Origin of the sequence: Methylobacterium sp. E-005 (assembly GCF_022829725.1) — a bacterium.
Lineage (GTDB): Bacteria > Pseudomonadota > Alphaproteobacteria > Rhizobiales > Beijerinckiaceae > Methylobacterium.
In genome coordinates, this window is the sequence record NZ_JAKSYG010000062.1 from 47,033 (window position 1) to 62,456 (window position 15,424).

The window sequence follows — 15,424 nt, forward strand, 5'->3', positions numbered from 1 at the left end:
GGGCATGGTTATCGGAGAAAGGTCCCGAACGAGCGCGGGCCGTCGCCGGTCGGGATGGTCTTGATCACCGTGAGCGTGGCGGCATTGAGGATGCTCAGCGTGTTGTCGCCCCAGTTGGCGACATAGAGGCGGCCATCCGCGTCGGCGCCGATCCCCTCCGGATGATCGCCGACGTCGATGTCGGCGATCGGCTTGAGCGTTCCGAGATCGAAGACTGTGACGCTGCCGGCATATTGATCGGTGACGAAGCCGCGCCCCTGACTGAGAGCGATCACGTAGGGACGCCGCCCGGTCGGAACCCGCCCGATCTCGCGGCCCGCGGCAAGGTCGATCACCGAAACATCGTCGCCGGTGACGTTGGCCGTGTAGGCACGGCCCGCGGCGGCATCGAGGGTGATGCCGAACGGGTGCTGCCCGACCGGGATGGTCTTGGTTTCTCGACGCTTCGCCGCGTCCACGACCGAGACCGTGTCGGCCTCGCGGTTGGCCACGTAGAGCGTCGCGCCGTCGGGACTGACCGCAATCCCCGATGGGGAGGCGCCGACGGCGATCTCGCCATCGGGAACCAGGGTGCCATCGTGCGCGCTCAGAACGAACAGGCGGTGCCCGTACCAATCGGCCACGTAGACCCGGCCGCCCCGCGGGTCCGCCGCGATCCCGAGCGGGCCACCGGGCAGCGGAACCTCGGACACGAGCTTGCCGGCATCGAGATCGATGATCGCGACGCCATGGCCCTCGGGACGCGTCACATAGGCAAGCCGATGATCGGCCGACAGGGCGATCCCGGCCGGGGCCCCATCGACCGGGATGCGGCGCACCACCTTGCCGGCGGCAAGGTCCACAACCTCGACCGCGCCGCCGAGCTGCGCGGTGATGATCGCCTCACGCGCCGGCTCGGCGCGGGCGACGCCGGCCGCAAGGGCGAGGGCGGCGGCGAGCGCCGCCCGGCCCAGGCTCACGAGCCCTTCTCGACCTTGGCCTTCAGGTTGGCGAGGCTCGCCTTGATCCAGTCGCCGACGCCCTTCTCGGAGGCCTCGTCGTTGAGTTCGGGCGGCGGATCGTTGTTCATATAGCCGCGGTAGAAGGCCGCCTTCCACTCGACCTTCGACTTGGCATCGCCCTCCGGCTCAACCGTGATCGTGGCCGAGTAGTCGTTGGCCGGCAGATCCTTCACGTCGACCTTGTCGATGTAGTACGAAAACAGCTTGTCATCGGGCTTGTACTTGTTGCTGGTCTCGGAGATCTGATCGCCGTTCTTGAGCGTCAGCACCCGCTTGAACTTACCGACCGGATCGCCGTTCAGCTCGGTCTTGGTGACATTCTGCATCCAGTCCGCGTTCTTGAGGTCGCCGACCACTGCCCAGACCTTGTCGGCCGGCGCGTTGATCTCGATCGACTCGTGGATCTTGCGCCGCGTCGGGCCGTGGGCCTGCGCGGTCGCAGCGACAAGCGCCGCGGTGGCCGCCAGGGCCAGGGTGATTTTTTTCATTGCGTCCTACTCCTCCCGCGATCAGCGGTCGTCACGACCGAGGATCCGCGCCTCGGGGCCAAGAGCCGCCGCGACCTTGTCCTCGATCCAGCCCCAGGCCTCGCGCTCGCGGGGTCCGGCAGTCTTGCCCACGGCGATGGCGAGATAGGCCATCTCCGTCAACACCTTCTCGGGTTCCAGCATGTGGAGCCGGGTGGAAAGAACAGCGGCCTCCAGAACCGCCGCCTGCGCGCGGTTATAGCCGATGAACGGCGCGTGTGCCGCGCTGTGGACCATGCGGCCGCGGAAGCGCGGCCGGACCTCGTGATCCTCGACCGCCGCGACCTCGAACTCGGCATGGCCGAAGCTATCGGCGAGGCGCCGGCCCGCGATGGCATCGCAGGCGACGGTCGGCCAATCCCGCCGCCCCGTGACCGTCCCGGCGATCACCCGGATATCCCGCGGGCTGGAAGCCGCGAAGCACGGATTCGTTTCCAGGTTGACGATGGTCGGCGAAGGGCGGAACGGCGCCAGCACGTAGCCGTCTTCCTCGCCGATCAGCCCGAAGGGCACGAGGTGTAACTCGCCGGCCGGCGAGAGGGTCGTGACGATGGTCTCCAGGATCAGCGGCATCGGCTCACGCCTGATCGACCGGAACCAGCCGGCCGCAGACCAGCTTGGTTTTCGGTTCCTGCGGTCGCTCCGGAGACGCCTCCGAGCGGGCCGCCGTTTCCGGAACGACCTCGGGCGGATCCTCGTCGACCTCGGGCGTCACGAGCCGTGCATCCCGGGTGCCGGGGGGCGGTGCATCAGGTCCGGAATGGCGCGTGTGACCGGCCTTCTTGAAGGCGGTGGCGTCCTCGACCTCGGCGTCGGCGGCACAACCCCAATCCAATGGCTCGTCCTGCACATAGCGCTTGCCGAGCCGCCACGCGGTCTCGGCCTTGGCGAGCTCCGCGCCGAGATAGAAAGCGTGGGCGCCGTCGCTGGCGACTTCAAGTTCGGGGAAGAACGCCATCGCGTCGGTGCCGACCCTGTGGATGTCGCGGTTGTAGACGTGGATGCCGTCCTCCGCGACGGCGATCCGGTAGTTGGGATCGCGGACCTCCGCGGCGGCCTGGGCGATCTCCTCTGCCGTCTGCACGAAGGGTCGCTTGTCGTGAAGCCCCAGCAGTGCCCGGCCGTAGCCCTTGGGCAGGGCTGAATCCGCCTTGGCGGCGTACATGACCCGCCGGGCCGCGTCGTGCTCCTCGACGGTGCGGCGGGTGTGGTTGGACACCTGCACGATCAGCACATTCTGGATCGCCAGTTCCGAGCACATGCCCACGAGGAGCGCGGTGACGCCGAGGGAATCGGCCTCCGTCAGCTCCGTGAGGTTGCCGGTGCCCATCATCATGGCGATGTCGGGCCAGCGGTTGCGGGTGTCGCGATAGCGGGCGATCGAATCCACGAAGCCGTGGTGGATCGGCTCCAGGATCGGATCGGCGAGGAACGGCCGGCCGGCCTCGCGCATCCGCGCGATCGCCCGGTCGAGGGAGGGCAGATCGTCGGGGCGCGTCGGCACGAGCACGGGGACCGCGTCGGTCTCGAAGGCGAGGTCGAGGGTGTCCTCGTTGAGGCTCAGCAGGAAGTCGGCCCCGGCCTCGGCACCCCGGGCCAGTTCGTCGCGCGAGAAGGAATCGACGCTGACCTTGAGCCCGGCGCCCTTCAGGGCGCGCACGGAATCCTCCAGATGCGGAAAAGACGTGTCGGGTAGACCGCCGAGATCGATCACGTCGGCGCCCCTCCGGGCAAGGTCCTGCCCCTTGGCCAGGATCTCGGCGACGCTCATCTTCGAGGCATCGACGATCTCGGAAAAGATCCGGAGGTCGTGGCGGGAAAGATCGATCTTTCGGGCCGAGAGCCCCAGCCAAGCCGGGAGATCGACCACCTCGTCCGGGCCGCGCTCCACAGGCACGCCGAAATGGGCTGCCAAATGCTCCGGATTCGCCCGGCAGCGGCCGGGCAGGATCACGCGCGTCGCGCCCTGGGGCAGCGCGACCCGGCGGCGGATGATCTCCTCGGTCATCAGCGCGGCGACCTTCACGCCGGCATCCGCGATGCTCCAGCGGAATTTGTCCGGCAGCCCAGCCGCGACCTTTTCCAGCCTGGCCCGGGCGAGACGGCCTGTCACGAAGACGATGTGCTCGGGCGCGCTCACGCGGCATCCCTCGGCGCGATGGCGACGCGTCCGGCCGGCCCCCAGATCTCGATCGGGCCGCCGTAACGGGCCGCGAAGGCCGGGAACGCCGCGTCCACGAGCCCGCTCCCTGCGAGGGCGGTGGCGTCCTGCCCCGGCGTTGCATCGATGGATTTCACCAGCACGCAGCGTTTCGCGGCGACCCGCCCGGCGAGCCAGAGGGCGAGACTGTCGGAGGTTACGTCCCAGGTCTCAGGGATGTCGGGATGGCCGTCGCGCAGGGCGCGCGGATTCCAGACACGTGCCGTCGCGGACGCGGTCTCGGTCCAGGGCTCCAGGGTGTGGACGAGGCGCGGCTCGACCCCGCGGAAGATCCCGGCCGCGTCGCTCATGGCATCCAGGGCCCTTCGGTGGGCTTCCGCGTCGGTGAAACCCTCCCGCGCCTGCGCGGCCCGCACGAGGCCCGCGAAGGTGCCCCCACCCGGAACGACGATACAGCGTCCGTGAGCGCCGTCCGCGATCGCGGCCAGCAGCACGCGACGACGGTGGGGGTCCGCCTCCAAGCTGCCTCCGATCTTGATGACGGAGATCACGCGGCGTCCCGCTGATTGGGTCGGAGCGCACGCAGCGCCTCGGCGACCCGCAGCGGGTCGATGCCGTTGCGCCGGTCGAAATCGCGGCAGAGACCACCGCGGAAGCCGAGATAATCCGGCGCGTGTTCCGCCAGCGGCGCGATGTCGATAACGCGGAGTGAACCGGCAAGGCCGCTCATCAGGCCAAGGGCGCGGCAGGCCTGGGTGAAGGCCGCCAGATCGCCGGGCGGCGCCAGATCGGGCAGTCGTGCACCGTGCTTGCCGGCGGTATCGATCATGGCGCCCGCAAACCCCGCTCGGGCCAGGCCTGGGATCAGGGCGGCGGCTGGGCCGTCCTCGACGAACAGGACGGCGATCAGACGGTTCGGAGCTGCCGCCGCAAGATCCGCGAACGCGGCGGGCTCGCGGCGGCGGCCCGCATCAAGACCGGTCTTCACCCAATCGACCCCGGTGGCTGCCATGGCGGCAATCGCCGCGGGCGCCGGATCGGCGACCGCGCTGGTCACCGCTCCGCCGGCGACCCGCGCCACGATCTCGCGCACGTCGCTGCAGGCTAGGGCGCCCAACGCGCCACGCTCAGGATCCTTGGCGTCGATCAGGTCGGCGCCCGCGAGTCGTGCGGCCTCCGCTTCCGCCGGATCGCGGACGCTGACGAGCAGACGGGGCAGGGGGCGGAGCGGGGTGGAAGACGCGTGCACGAATGACTCAGGACGCTGATGGATAGCCTCAGGACTTCCCGGGCAGCGGCTCGGCGAGCAGGCGGTTCTTCACCACCCAGCGCATCGCGTGGGCCCAGGTATCGTCGGTGTCGGCCCGGATCGTGACCTGCCCGCCGCGCACCACCTTGCCAGTGTCGGCCTCGGCGATGGTGACGGTCAGGTTGAAGATCTGACCCGATCCCTTCTCCACATAACCCGTCGCGACGAGGTCCGCACCCAGGCTCTTGCCGATCTCCGCCGCGCAGCCGTTGCATTTGTAGAGCGGCCCCTCCTTGGCCACGGTGTCGGCCTTCGGCGCCGTGTCGATGATCTCCAGCCCGGCCTGATCGTGCAGGGCCTTGCGCAGCTCATCGGTGACGAGCGTCAGCTTCTTGGTGTCGGCCGGTCGCGCCCGCGCGCCATAGGAAGCCCCGGGCTCGAACAGCTCCACCGGAAACACGGCAGCCTTCTCGGCAGCCAGCGCGGCGCCGGGCAGGACGGCCGCGAGGGCGAGGAGACCGCAGGCGGTCGCCGCATGGAGGGACAGGTGACGCATGGGCGGAGCGTTCCTCTCGACGATCCGGCCGCTTCGAGCGGCCTCTCTCGGCCCATAGGTCGGGCGACGGGACACTTTGGCAATGTACTTCCCGGTCGGCCTGATCCACGAGGGGCCTCCGCACGGTCGGTCACGCGATCGTCGCGAACGTGAACGGCGCAGCGACAGGCCGCACTAGAGCGGTCGGGACGGAAACTGATAGAGGCCGTGCCTATGCACAATCCTGCAGCCGAGATACGCGTCCGTTCCCCGGCACAGCGGCAATGGCTTCGGGCCGGCCTCGCCGTGCTGGCCCTGGTGCCGTTCTCGGCCTGGGCGCAGCAGCCGGCGCCCCAGCCCCTCGACACCTCGATCGGCCTGATCTACCGGCCCCAGCCCGCCCCGTCCTCCTACGATGCCGAAGCTGCACCCGAGGATGAGGGGCTGGCTGGCGCCAAGATGGGCATCGCCGACAACAACACCACCGGCCGGTTCACCAAGCAGACCTACACCCTCGACGATATCGCGCTGACGGACGACAAGCCAGATCCGGTCGCCGCCGCCAAGGAGCTGGTGGCGAAGGGCATCCGCTACCTCGTCCTGGCGCTGCCGGCCGATGCCGTGCTGGCGGTATCCGACGCCGTGAAGGATACCGGCACTGTAGTGCTCAATGCCGGCGCCCCGGATGATCGGCTGCGCGGGGCGGAGTGCCGGGCCAACGTGTTCCACATCCTGCCCTCCCGGGCGATGCTCACCGACGCTCTGGCGCAGTACCTGACGGTCATGCGCTGGCGGAAAATCTTCCTGATCGTCGGACCGACCGAGGCCGACAAGGCCTATGCTGACGCAGTGCGCAACTCCGCACGCAAATTCGCCCTCAAGATCACTGCGGAGAAACCCTGGACCTTCGGGCCGTTGGCCAAAGCGCGGGGCGATACTCCGACCCGCGCAGAGGCGATGGTGTTCACCCGGGGGCTCGACTACGACATGGCGATCGTGGCCGACGAGGAGGGCGACTGGGGCGACTACGTTCCCTATCGCACAGTGGATCCCAGGCCCGTCGGCGGCACCCAGGCCCTGACTCCGACCACGTGGTCCCCCGTCCTTGAAACCTGGGGCGCCGCACAGGCGCAGAACCGGTTCCGCCGGCTGGCCGGGCGGCTGATGCGACCGCTCGATTATCAGGTCTGGGCCGCGGTGCGAACGGTCGGCGAGGCGGTGACCGCCAAGAAGACCAACGATCCGGCCGTGATCGCGCCCTATCTCGTCGAGCCTGAGTTCACGCTGCCGGCCTACAAGGGTGTGCCGCTGAGCTTCCGTCCCTGGGACCACCAGCTGCGGCAGGCGATCATCGTGGTCCAGCCGAAAGCGTTGGTCTCGGTGGCCCCCGAGCAGGGCTTCCTGCATCAGCGCACGCCGCTCGACACACTCGGGGTGGATCTCCCCGAAACCACCTGCAAGTTCAAGTGAGCGGAGTACCTGCGGCGTTGACGAGCGGCCGAGACTCTCGCAACACGCGGATATCGCACTACTATCGCCCCGCAAGAACGTTCCCGGATCGAGCACCGTCACGGGACGCCGGGAAGATTTCAGGGAAGGGAAAGGCATGAGCCGCCGCATCGTGGCAGGACTGAGCGTTGTCGCCCTCGGCACGTGGGTTGCCCTATGCGGTCCGGCGGCCGCCTTCACGGCTTACGTCACCAACGAGAAGGGCAATTCGGTCAGCGTCATCGACAGCAACACGATGGCGGTCACCGCCACGTGGAAGGTCGGGCGACGCCCCCGCGGCGTGACCCTGTCCAAGGACGGCAAGGAGCTGTTCGTCTGCGCCAGCGACGACGACCGGATCGACGTGCTCGACACCAGCTCCGGCAAGGTGGTCCGCTCGCTCCGCTCGGGGCCGGACCCGGAGCAGTTCATCCTCGATGCCTCGGGCAACCCGCTGTACGTCGCCAACGAGGACGACAGCCAAGTCACCATCATCGACATCGAGAAGAACAAGGTGCTGGCCGAGGTGCCGGTCGGCGTCGAGCCGGAGGGAATGGGCCTGTCGCCGGACGGCAAGGTCTTGGTCAACACCTCCGAGACGACCAATATGGCCCACTTCATCGACACAAAGACGTTCCAGGTCATCGACAACGTGCTGGTGGATGCGCGCCCGCGCTTCGCCGAGTTCACCGCCGACGGCAAGTTCCTGTGGGTGTCCGCGGAGGTCGGCGGCACGGTGAGCGTGATCGATGTCGCCCAACGCCGGGTGATCAAGAAAATCACCTTCAAGATCCCGAGCGTGAACGACGAGGCGATCCAGCCTGTCGGCATCCGGATCACCAAGGACGGGTCCAAGGCCTTCGTGGCGCTCGGGCCTGCCAATCGCGTCGCGGTGATCGACGCCAAGACCTACACGGTCGAAAAATACCTGCCCGTGGGCCAGCGCGTCTGGCAACTGGCCTTCACGCCGGACCAGAAGCAGCTCTTCACCACGAACGGCACCTCCAACGATGTCTCGGTGATCGATGTGGCCTCCGAAAAGGTGGTCAAAAGCATTCCGGTCGGCCTGCTGCCGTGGGGCGTAGCCATCTCGCCGAACTGATCCGGAGCCGCCGCAATCAAGACCGCCCGATCGGCGGCAGAGGGCAGGAAGCGACACGATGCGGATGTTTCGATGGGCCGTCTTCGCCTGCGCGGGGATGCTCGCAGCTGGTCCGGCCCTTTCGCTGGATCTCACCAAGAAGCGGGAGAACCTGCCCGATCTTGTCCTCGGCGACGATCAGGGCAACGATTTCGTGGTCGAGAACAAGGACATCACGCTGGAATCCGGCAAGGCCTACCGGCTGCGCATCGTCGCCAAGGGACGCCAGGAATACAAATTCTATGCGCCGGAGTTCTTCCGGTACATCTGGTTCAACCAGATCGTGATCGAGCACAAGGAAATCCACGGTGGCGGCCCGCCCGACCACCTGGAGTTCGACGATCCGGGCGAGATCGCGATCGAGTTCGTGGCGATCAAGCCGGGCACCTACACCTGGGCGGCGCATGGACTCGAATCCAAGGGCATGACCGGCACGCTGACGGTGAAGTGATGCGTGCGATCCTACTCGTCTCGACTCTCCTGTGCGCCGGGCCTGCGCTCGCCGACGACGCCTCCGCCTGTTCCGAAGGCATCGCGATGATCCGCGACGCCCTGGCGCTGAACCCGCCTGAATCCGCGTTGCCCAAGCTTCGCAAGGCCCTGCGGGTCGCCGAACGGGAGCAGAAGGAGGGTGAGTACGACGAGTGCCTCGATGCCGTCGCCGACGCTTGGAAGGTGCTGGGCCGATGAGCGCCGATGCCGCCCTGCGCGTCGAGCATGTCGGCCATCGCTTCGGCGCCCGGGCGGCCCTCGACGATGTGTCGCTCGAGGTTGGGCGCGGGCGCTTCGCGGCCCTGCTCGGGCCGAACGGCGCCGGCAAGACCACGCTGTTTTCGGTGATCACCCGCCTCTACAACAACCAGACCGGGCGGGTCTCGATCTTCGGTCACGCGCTCGATCGCGAGCCCTCTCGGGCGCTCGCCCGGCTCGGTGTGGTGTTCCAGGCGCGCACCCTCGATACAGACCTCACCGTCGAGCAGAACCTTCTCTACCACGCCAGCCTGCACGGCATCGCCCGCGGCGCCGGGAAGGAACGCGTCGGCCTCCTCCTCGACCGCGTGGGGCTCTCCGACCGGCGCCACGACAAGGTCCGGACGCTCTCGGGCGGCCAGTCGCGCCGCATCGAAATCGCCCGTTCGCTGATACATCGTCCGGACCTGCTCCTCCTCGACGAGCCCACGGTGGGCCTCGATCTCGAATCGCGCGCCGATATCGTCGCGATCGTCCGGGCGCTGGTGCGCGAGGAGGGCCTGTCGGTCCTCTGGGCGACCCACATCTTCGAGGAGATTTCGCCCGAGGACGACGCGATCGTGCTCCATCGCGGCCGGATTGTTGCCTGGGGCCGGGCCGGCGATATCGGCGCGCCCGGGGAGGCGCTCGCCGACGCGTTCCGGCGCATCGTGGCGGAGCCGGGGAGGGCGGCGGCATGACCGGGCGGACAAGCGGCGATTCGCAGGATCGGAGGCAGCATCCATGACGGCGCCGACGCATGTCTCCACCCCCGTCACGACGGTGCCGGCCCGCACCGCCCCAGTCCGGATCGGCCGGCTCGACACGGTCGGCTACCTGATCTGCCTCGGCGGCATCGTCCGTCGGGAGCTCCTGCGCTTTTTCAATCAGAAGGAGCGGTTCTTCTCGGCCCTGGTCCGGCCCCTCGTGTGGCTGTTCATCTTCGCGGCGGGCTTTCGCAATACGCTCGGTGTCTCGATCGAGCCGCCCTACCAGACCTACGTGCTCTACGAGGTCTACGTGGTGCCCGGCCTCGCCGTGATGATCCAGCTGTTCAACGGCATGCAATCGTCGCTCTCGATGGTCTACGACCGCGAGGTCGGCTCGATGAAGGTCCTGCTGACCTCGCCCTATCCGCGCTGGCTGCTGTTACTGGCCAAGCTGATCGCCGGCGTCGCGGTCTCGGTCGTGCAGGCCTACGCGTTCCTGGCGGTCGCCTATTTCTGGGAGACCGACATCCCGCCGCTGGGCTACCTCACGGCTCTCCCGGCCTTCCTCGCGTCGGGGCTGATGCTCGGTGCGATCGGCCTGTTCCTGTCCTCGCTGGTGCGCCAGCTCGAGAACTTCGCCAGCGTGATGAACTTCGTGATCTTCCCGATGTTCTTCGCCTCCTCGGCCCTCTACCCGCTGTGGCGGATAAGGGAATCGTCCGAGACCCTCTACTGGATCTGCGAGCTCAACCCGTTCAGCCACGCGGTCCAGCTCGTCCGCTATGCCCTCTACGTCCAGTTCGAGCCCGTGGCCTGCGCCGTGGTGGTGGGCGTCACCCTCGCTTTTTTCGGCATGGCGGTGATCGCCTATGATCCCGGCCGCGGCATCATGGCCCGGCGCGGCGGCCCGGCCGGCGAGACCCCCTGATGGAGCCCGTTTCGATGAACCGTATCGCCCGCCGCTTCCTCGGCTCCACCCTCGGCCTGATCCTGCTGGCCGGCCCGGCCATGGCGCAGCCCAAGGCCGATCCGGACTGGCCCTGCGTGCAGCGCAAAGTCGCGACCCTCAGCCCGGGCCAGTTCTGGACCGGGCCGGACATCGCGGCAGCGGGCGACTGGGGCAGCGACAACGATGCGGCCGTGCTCGCCCAGAAGATCGCCTCCCGGCGCACCGACCTATCGCAGGTCGGACCGCTCCTCGATGACTTTTCCAGCAAGTTCGGCAGCGACAAGGACGCTAAGGACAAGGCCCTGACCCGGGTTTATGCGGGCGTCTTCGAGGTGATCAACGGCGAGCGCGACAAGGTCGTGGGCGGCATTGCCCGCTATTCGCAGGGCCAGCGCCGGATGGCGGAGCGGATCCGCGACGAGGCCGACAAGATCAGCCAGACCAAGGACGCGCCGAGCGCGACCGACGCCACAGAACTCCCGAAGGACCAGTCAGAACTCGAAACGAAGTTCGCCTGGGACCGCCGCATCTTCCAGGAGCGCAGCCAGTCGCTGACCTATGTCTGCGAAGTGCCGCAGCTTCTCGAGCAGCGGCTGGGTGAGATCGCGCGGATGATCCAGGCGAAGCTCTGACAGATCTGCATCGTTCACCCTCGAATGACGGGCGCCTCAGCGGTCATCTGACCGCGCCGGGCGCCCGCCTGCGTTTCGGATCGCCCGCATGCGGCCTCCTGTCTCGGGAACGGGCCTGTGCGCCCGGCGTCTCCTCGGAGAGTCGTTCCGGCGCGCCCATTGGGGTCGTGCGCCGGACGCACCATGCCGTCAGGAGATCCAACCCGATGATGTTCCGTCTTGCCGCCGCAGCCCTGGCCATCGCCGCAGCAACGCCCGCCCTCGCGACACCGTGCGCCGACGAAGTCAGCACCCTGCAGCGGCGGCTCGACAGCGCCGGCGCGGCCATGGTGACGGGCAAGACACCGCCCGGCGGCGTGACCTCGTCGGATTCCCCGAAGGCCCTCGACAAGCCCCCGGCACTGACCAAGGGCGATGCCAGCGTGAAGCCGACGGCCGCGGGCGTGGAGGAAGCCAAGAAGCTCGTCGCGAAGGCCGGCGAGCAGGATAAGGCCGGCGACGCCCAGGGCTGCCGCGACACGATCATGAAGGCCAAGGAGAAGGCCGGCGCGCTGCCGTAGGGCGCAACACGCGGCCCCGACCAGCTTCTGGTCGGGGCCGCGTCGCCGAGGTCAGTACGCGTTCTCGGTCTTCAGCAGCGCGAACGGCGTCGTCGCCAGGATCTGGAGATCGAGGAGAACCGACCAGTTCTCAATGTAGTAGAGGTCGTGCTCGACGCGTCGCTGCAATTTCTCGGATGTATCGGTCTCGCCGCGCCAGCCGTTGATCTGCGCCCAGCCGGTGATGCCGGGTTTCACCTTGTGACGGGCGAAATAACCGTCGACCACTTGATCGTAGAGGGTATTGGCGGCTTTGGCCTGAAGGGCGTGGGGCCGCGGGCCGACGAGCGACAGGTCGCCCTTCAGAACGTTGAACAGCTGCGGTAGCTCATCGAGCGACGTCTTACGGATGAACCGGCCGACCGGGGTCACCCGCGGATCGCCGCGGGTGACCATCCTGGCCGCCCCTGCGTCGCATTGATCGACATACATCGAGCGGAACTTGAACACCTCGATCAGCTCGTTGTTGAAGCCATGCCGCTTCTGCCGGAACAGCACTGGCCCGCGGGACGTCAGCCGGACGGCGAGCGCCACGCCGAGCATGATCGGCGACAGGGCCAGCAGCATCAGCAGCCCGACGCAGCGGTCGAACAGCGCCTTCACGACGACATCCCAGTCGGCGATCGGCTTGTCGAACACGTCGAGCACCGGAACGGATCCGAGATAGGAATAGCTGCGTGGCCGCAGGCGCAGCTTGGCCGCGTGTGCCGAGAGCCGAATATCGATCGGCAGGACCCACAGCTTGGCCAGCATCTGCAGGATGCGGCCTTCGGCGGTGATGGGAATGGTGAAGACGATCAGGTCGAGCCGTGCGCTCCGGGCATAGGCCACGAGGTCGTCGACATTCCCGAGCTTTGGGTGCCCCGCCACCACGTCCGAGGAACGGTCGGTGTTGCGGTCATCGAAAACGCCGACGATGCGGATCCCGCTATCGCTCTGCGTCTCGAGGGCGGCAATCAGCTCTTCGGCCGGTTTGCCGCCGCCGACGATCGCGGTGCGCCGATCGAATCGGCCGGCCCGCGTCTGCGCATCGATGACCCGGTACAGGACGAACCGCCCGAGAAGGAGCACGGTGAGCCCTGAGCCATAGAACGTCGCCAGCCACAGCCGCGAATAGTGATCGGCGACCTTCGCCAGGACCAGCCCGGCGGCAACCATCAGGAAGGTGAGCGACCAGGCGGCGATCAGTCGGAGCGCGGTCTTGGAGAAGGCGCGAAACGCGGCGATGCGGTAACAGCCCGCCGTCTGGGTCAGGGCCACCGTGATCAACGCGATCATCCCGATCGCACCGGCATAGGTCAGGCCGAACGGAACGCGTCCGCGCAGCATGAGAAGGTGCAGGAGCGCGCCGAGGCCGAAGATCAGGATGCACTCCGCCCCCCGGACCAGCCCCGCCACCACAACCGGGGAGATCGCCGGCGCGCCCGGCAGGGCGGTCTCGGCCAGCGGTACCGCGCGGTCGGCCTGGGGGGCGGATTGCGAATCGAGAGGACTGGCGGCTTCCAACAGATCGCGGATATCGAACGCACTCATCGAACGGCCCTCTTCCACACCCGCCGGCGGTTTCCGCAATTACAGCTTGGCATGAAGCATTGTCGGAAGACTTAAGGGCGAACCGCCCGCGACGATCTTGATCGTTGCGGGCGGGCTGCTAGCCATCGTGTTTCGGCGGCTTGTCTCAGGCGGTCCGAGCGCCCGCGATCTCCGGCACCTTGACGGTACGGCGGTCGCCGCGGGCCTGGAACGCGGCCGCATAGCCCGAGATCACTTCGCTGCCCATGCGCTCCAGGGAGAACCGCTCATGGACCGAAGCGCTGAGCGCGCGCACCCGGGCCGCGAGCACCTCGGGCGCCTCATCGAGGATTGTTCGGATACCGGAGGCGAGGGCGGAAGAATCGCGTGCGGGGATGAGATCGCCCGCTGCCTCCCCGAAGATCTCGGGGATGCCCCCAACCCGGGTCGAAACCAGCGGCTGCTGCGCGGCCGCAGCCTCGAGGACCACGTAGGGCAGCGATTCAGCGAGGGAGGGAACCACCAGGATCCGGCCGCGCGCCAGGACGGACCGGATCGCCTGCGGCGGCTCGAAGGAGACTGCGCCGCCGAGTCCGAGGCGGTCGACGTTCTCGCGCAGGATCTCGGCATCCGGCCCGGATCCGACCATCAGCAATCGCAACGACCGGCCCTCCGCGCGAAGCTGGACGAGGGCTTCGAGCAGGTACGGCAGGCCCTTGGCCTCCCGCAACTCGCCGACATAGAGCAGATCGAAGGGATCCTCGACGCGTTCGAGCGGTGCAAATTCCGCGTCGGCGAGTCCGTTGTGGACGATGCGCGTCACCCGTGCGGGTCCGCCCACGAAGCTTCGGTGCCGCCCGGCGACATACTCACTCTCGAACAGGAAGGCGTCCGTCCGGCGGGCGAGGATCGCCTCGGCTCCCATGTAGAGGCGGTGCAGCGCGCTGCCGGGCCGATAATTGTAGCTGCCGCCATGCGGGGTGTAGCTTCGGATCGCCGCGCTGCTCCGGGCGAGCCGGGCGTAAGCGCCACCCTTGGCGCCGTGGCCGTGGAGGACATTGGCCTCGACCATGGCCGCCCGCCGGGCAACCGCCTTCAGGCAGGTACAGTCCGACCGGTCCGGATTGCGCTGCATCGGGATCCGGACGAGACCGAGTTCGAGGCAGGGCAGAAGATCAGCAAGAGCCCGTTCGCCACGCTCGCCGCCCGTCGTCGAGTCGCAGACGATGCCGACCGCGTGACCCGCGGCAGCCTGGAGCCGGGCCAGATCCATCACATGCCGGAAGAGTCCCCCAACCGGGGCCCGGAAGACATGCAGGATCCGGTAACGCTCTGGGGTTCGAGCCTCGTTCGACTTGGCGACCACGGTATCGCTCCCGGTAGAAACTGTCCCGGGTTTTATGGTGCGCCAGTGGTCGAGCGTGTCTTAAACGTAGAGACCTGGGAGAAGGCTTTTCCTCAAGACGGTAACCGGAGTTTTACTGCCTCGAAAACAAGTCACGTCAAAGGTAGCCCGTTCAGGCTGGCCCAGATGGTTCCGTAGTGGCAGGCGGTGGCGGCCAGCACGAAGCCGTGCCAGATCGCGTTCTGGAACGGCAGGGTGCGCCAGACGTGGAAGACCACACCAATCGAGTAGAGTGCGCCGCCGATCGCCAGCAACCACAGGGCGGTCGGCTGAAGGCTCGCGATCACCGACTCGTAGGCGAACAGGCCGCTCCAGCCGAGCAGCAGGTAAAGACCGATGGAGAGACGGTCGAACCGCCCGGGCAGCAGGAGCTTGACGGCGATCCCGATCAGCGCGACTGCCCAGATCAGCGCCAGCAGCAAATACGCCCGCGCTCCGGACCCAACGAGGGCGACGAGCGGCGTGTAGGTGCCGGCGATCATCAGGTAGATCAGAGCGTGGTCGGCCCGGCGCAGCAACCACTTGCGTGGGCTGACCGGGTAGAGATTGTACAGGGCCGAAACGCCGAGCATCAGCACCAGGGCGGTCGCGTACACGACGACGGCGACGCGCTCGCCCAGACCCAGATGCGCGGTGACCGCCGTCGCTACCAGCGCCACGGCACCGGCCAGTCCCAGGACAACCCCGAGCCCATGGATCACGCCGTCCGCCATGATCTCGCGGGGCGTGTAATGCCACGTCAACGACAGCGGGCGACCATCCTCCGCGAGAGACATCATGAAGCCT

Annotated in this window: 18 protein-coding genes; 8 read left to right on the forward strand and 10 right to left on the reverse strand. The window is 67.8% G+C overall.

Annotated elements, in window-relative coordinates; genetic code table 11:
- Positions 1-8: 8 nt before the first annotated feature.
- Genes MKK88_RS06250 through MKK88_RS06280 form a run of 7 tightly spaced genes read right to left on the reverse strand, consistent with a single transcriptional unit; the run spans position 9 to position 5,494 of the window.
- Complete coding sequence (locus MKK88_RS06250) at positions 9-959, reverse strand: YncE family protein (RefSeq protein ID WP_243997946.1); 951 nt, start codon at positions 957-959, stop codon at positions 9-11.
- A complete protein-coding gene (locus MKK88_RS06255) occupies positions 956-1,489 on the reverse strand; it encodes an SRPBCC family protein (RefSeq protein ID WP_243997948.1) in 534 nt (177 codons plus the stop codon). Before MKK88_RS06255 ends, MKK88_RS06250 begins: the two co-directional genes overlap by 4 nt.
- Positions 1,490-1,510: 21 nt before the next feature.
- Positions 1,511-2,101: a DUF447 domain-containing protein gene (locus MKK88_RS06260; RefSeq protein WP_243997950.1), complete on the reverse strand. Its 591-nt coding sequence runs from the start codon at positions 2,099-2,101 to the stop codon at positions 1,511-1,513.
- Between the two features lie 4 nt (positions 2,102-2,105).
- On the reverse strand, positions 2,106-3,668 hold the full coding sequence (locus MKK88_RS06265) for a DUF6513 domain-containing protein (protein WP_243997952.1): 1,563 nt from the start codon (positions 3,666-3,668) through the stop codon (positions 2,106-2,108).
- Positions 3,665-4,240, reverse strand: coding sequence for a uridylate kinase (locus tag MKK88_RS06270; RefSeq protein WP_243997954.1), 576 nt, complete (start codon positions 4,238-4,240; stop codon positions 3,665-3,667). Before MKK88_RS06270 ends, MKK88_RS06265 begins: the two co-directional genes overlap by 4 nt.
- On the reverse strand, positions 4,237-4,938 hold the full coding sequence (locus MKK88_RS06275) for a (5-formylfuran-3-yl)methyl phosphate synthase (RefSeq protein WP_243997956.1): 702 nt from the start codon (positions 4,936-4,938) through the stop codon (positions 4,237-4,239). Before MKK88_RS06275 ends, MKK88_RS06270 begins: the two co-directional genes overlap by 4 nt.
- A 28-nt stretch (positions 4,939-4,966) precedes the next feature.
- The gene (locus tag MKK88_RS06280; protein WP_243997958.1) at positions 4,967-5,494 is read right to left on the reverse strand and encodes a DUF3280 domain-containing protein; all 528 of its coding nucleotides are present in this window, start codon (positions 5,492-5,494) and stop codon (positions 4,967-4,969) included.
- Between the two features lie 213 nt (positions 5,495-5,707).
- Here MKK88_RS06280 and MKK88_RS06285 point away from each other — a divergent pair, with 213 nt between their 5' ends.
- The 8 genes from MKK88_RS06285 to MKK88_RS06320 all read left to right on the forward strand — a co-directional run bounded on the left by MKK88_RS06285 (position 5,708) and on the right by MKK88_RS06320 (position 11,682).
- A complete protein-coding gene (locus MKK88_RS06285) occupies positions 5,708-6,943 on the forward strand; it encodes an ABC transporter substrate-binding protein (protein WP_243997960.1) in 1,236 nt (411 codons plus the stop codon).
- Positions 6,944-7,079: 136 nt separating this feature from the next.
- Positions 7,080-8,063: a YVTN family beta-propeller repeat protein gene (locus MKK88_RS06290; protein WP_243997962.1), complete on the forward strand. Its 984-nt coding sequence runs from the start codon at positions 7,080-7,082 to the stop codon at positions 8,061-8,063.
- Between the two features lie 58 nt (positions 8,064-8,121).
- The gene (locus MKK88_RS06295) at positions 8,122-8,553 is read left to right on the forward strand and encodes a hypothetical protein (protein WP_243997965.1); all 432 of its coding nucleotides are present in this window, start codon (positions 8,122-8,124) and stop codon (positions 8,551-8,553) included.
- A complete protein-coding gene (locus MKK88_RS06300; protein WP_243997967.1) occupies positions 8,553-8,792 on the forward strand; it encodes a hypothetical protein in 240 nt (79 codons plus the stop codon). Before MKK88_RS06295 ends, MKK88_RS06300 begins: the two co-directional genes overlap by 1 nt.
- The gene (locus MKK88_RS06305) at positions 8,789-9,532 is read left to right on the forward strand and encodes an ABC transporter ATP-binding protein (protein WP_243997969.1); all 744 of its coding nucleotides are present in this window, start codon (positions 8,789-8,791) and stop codon (positions 9,530-9,532) included. The genes MKK88_RS06300 and MKK88_RS06305 overlap by 4 nt, the downstream gene beginning before the upstream one ends.
- A gap of 43 nt (positions 9,533-9,575) precedes the next feature.
- Positions 9,576-10,469, forward strand: coding sequence for an ABC transporter permease (locus MKK88_RS06310; RefSeq protein ID WP_243997971.1), 894 nt, complete (start codon positions 9,576-9,578; stop codon positions 10,467-10,469).
- 14 nt (positions 10,470-10,483) lie between these two features.
- A complete protein-coding gene (locus tag MKK88_RS06315; protein ID WP_243997973.1) occupies positions 10,484-11,122 on the forward strand; it encodes a hypothetical protein in 639 nt (212 codons plus the stop codon).
- Positions 11,123-11,328: 206 nt separating this feature from the next.
- Positions 11,329-11,682 (forward strand): hypothetical protein, encoded by a 354-nt coding sequence (locus tag MKK88_RS06320; protein WP_243997975.1) that lies wholly within the window; start codon positions 11,329-11,331, stop codon positions 11,680-11,682.
- Between the two features lie 51 nt (positions 11,683-11,733).
- Here MKK88_RS06320 and MKK88_RS06325 read toward each other — a convergent pair whose 3' ends face one another.
- From MKK88_RS06325 to trhA, 3 genes are all read right to left on the reverse strand, one after another.
- Complete coding sequence (locus MKK88_RS06325; RefSeq protein ID WP_243997977.1) at positions 11,734-13,254, reverse strand: undecaprenyl-phosphate glucose phosphotransferase; 1,521 nt, start codon at positions 13,252-13,254, stop codon at positions 11,734-11,736.
- A gap of 145 nt (positions 13,255-13,399) precedes the next feature.
- The gene (locus tag MKK88_RS06330; protein ID WP_243997979.1) at positions 13,400-14,599 is read right to left on the reverse strand and encodes a glycosyltransferase family 4 protein; all 1,200 of its coding nucleotides are present in this window, start codon (positions 14,597-14,599) and stop codon (positions 13,400-13,402) included.
- Positions 14,600-14,730: 131 nt separating this feature from the next.
- Entirely contained in the window at positions 14,731-15,414 is a 684-nt protein-coding gene (trhA, locus tag MKK88_RS06335; protein ID WP_243998205.1) for a PAQR family membrane homeostasis protein TrhA, read from the reverse strand.
- Positions 15,415-15,424: the final 10 nt, after the last annotated feature.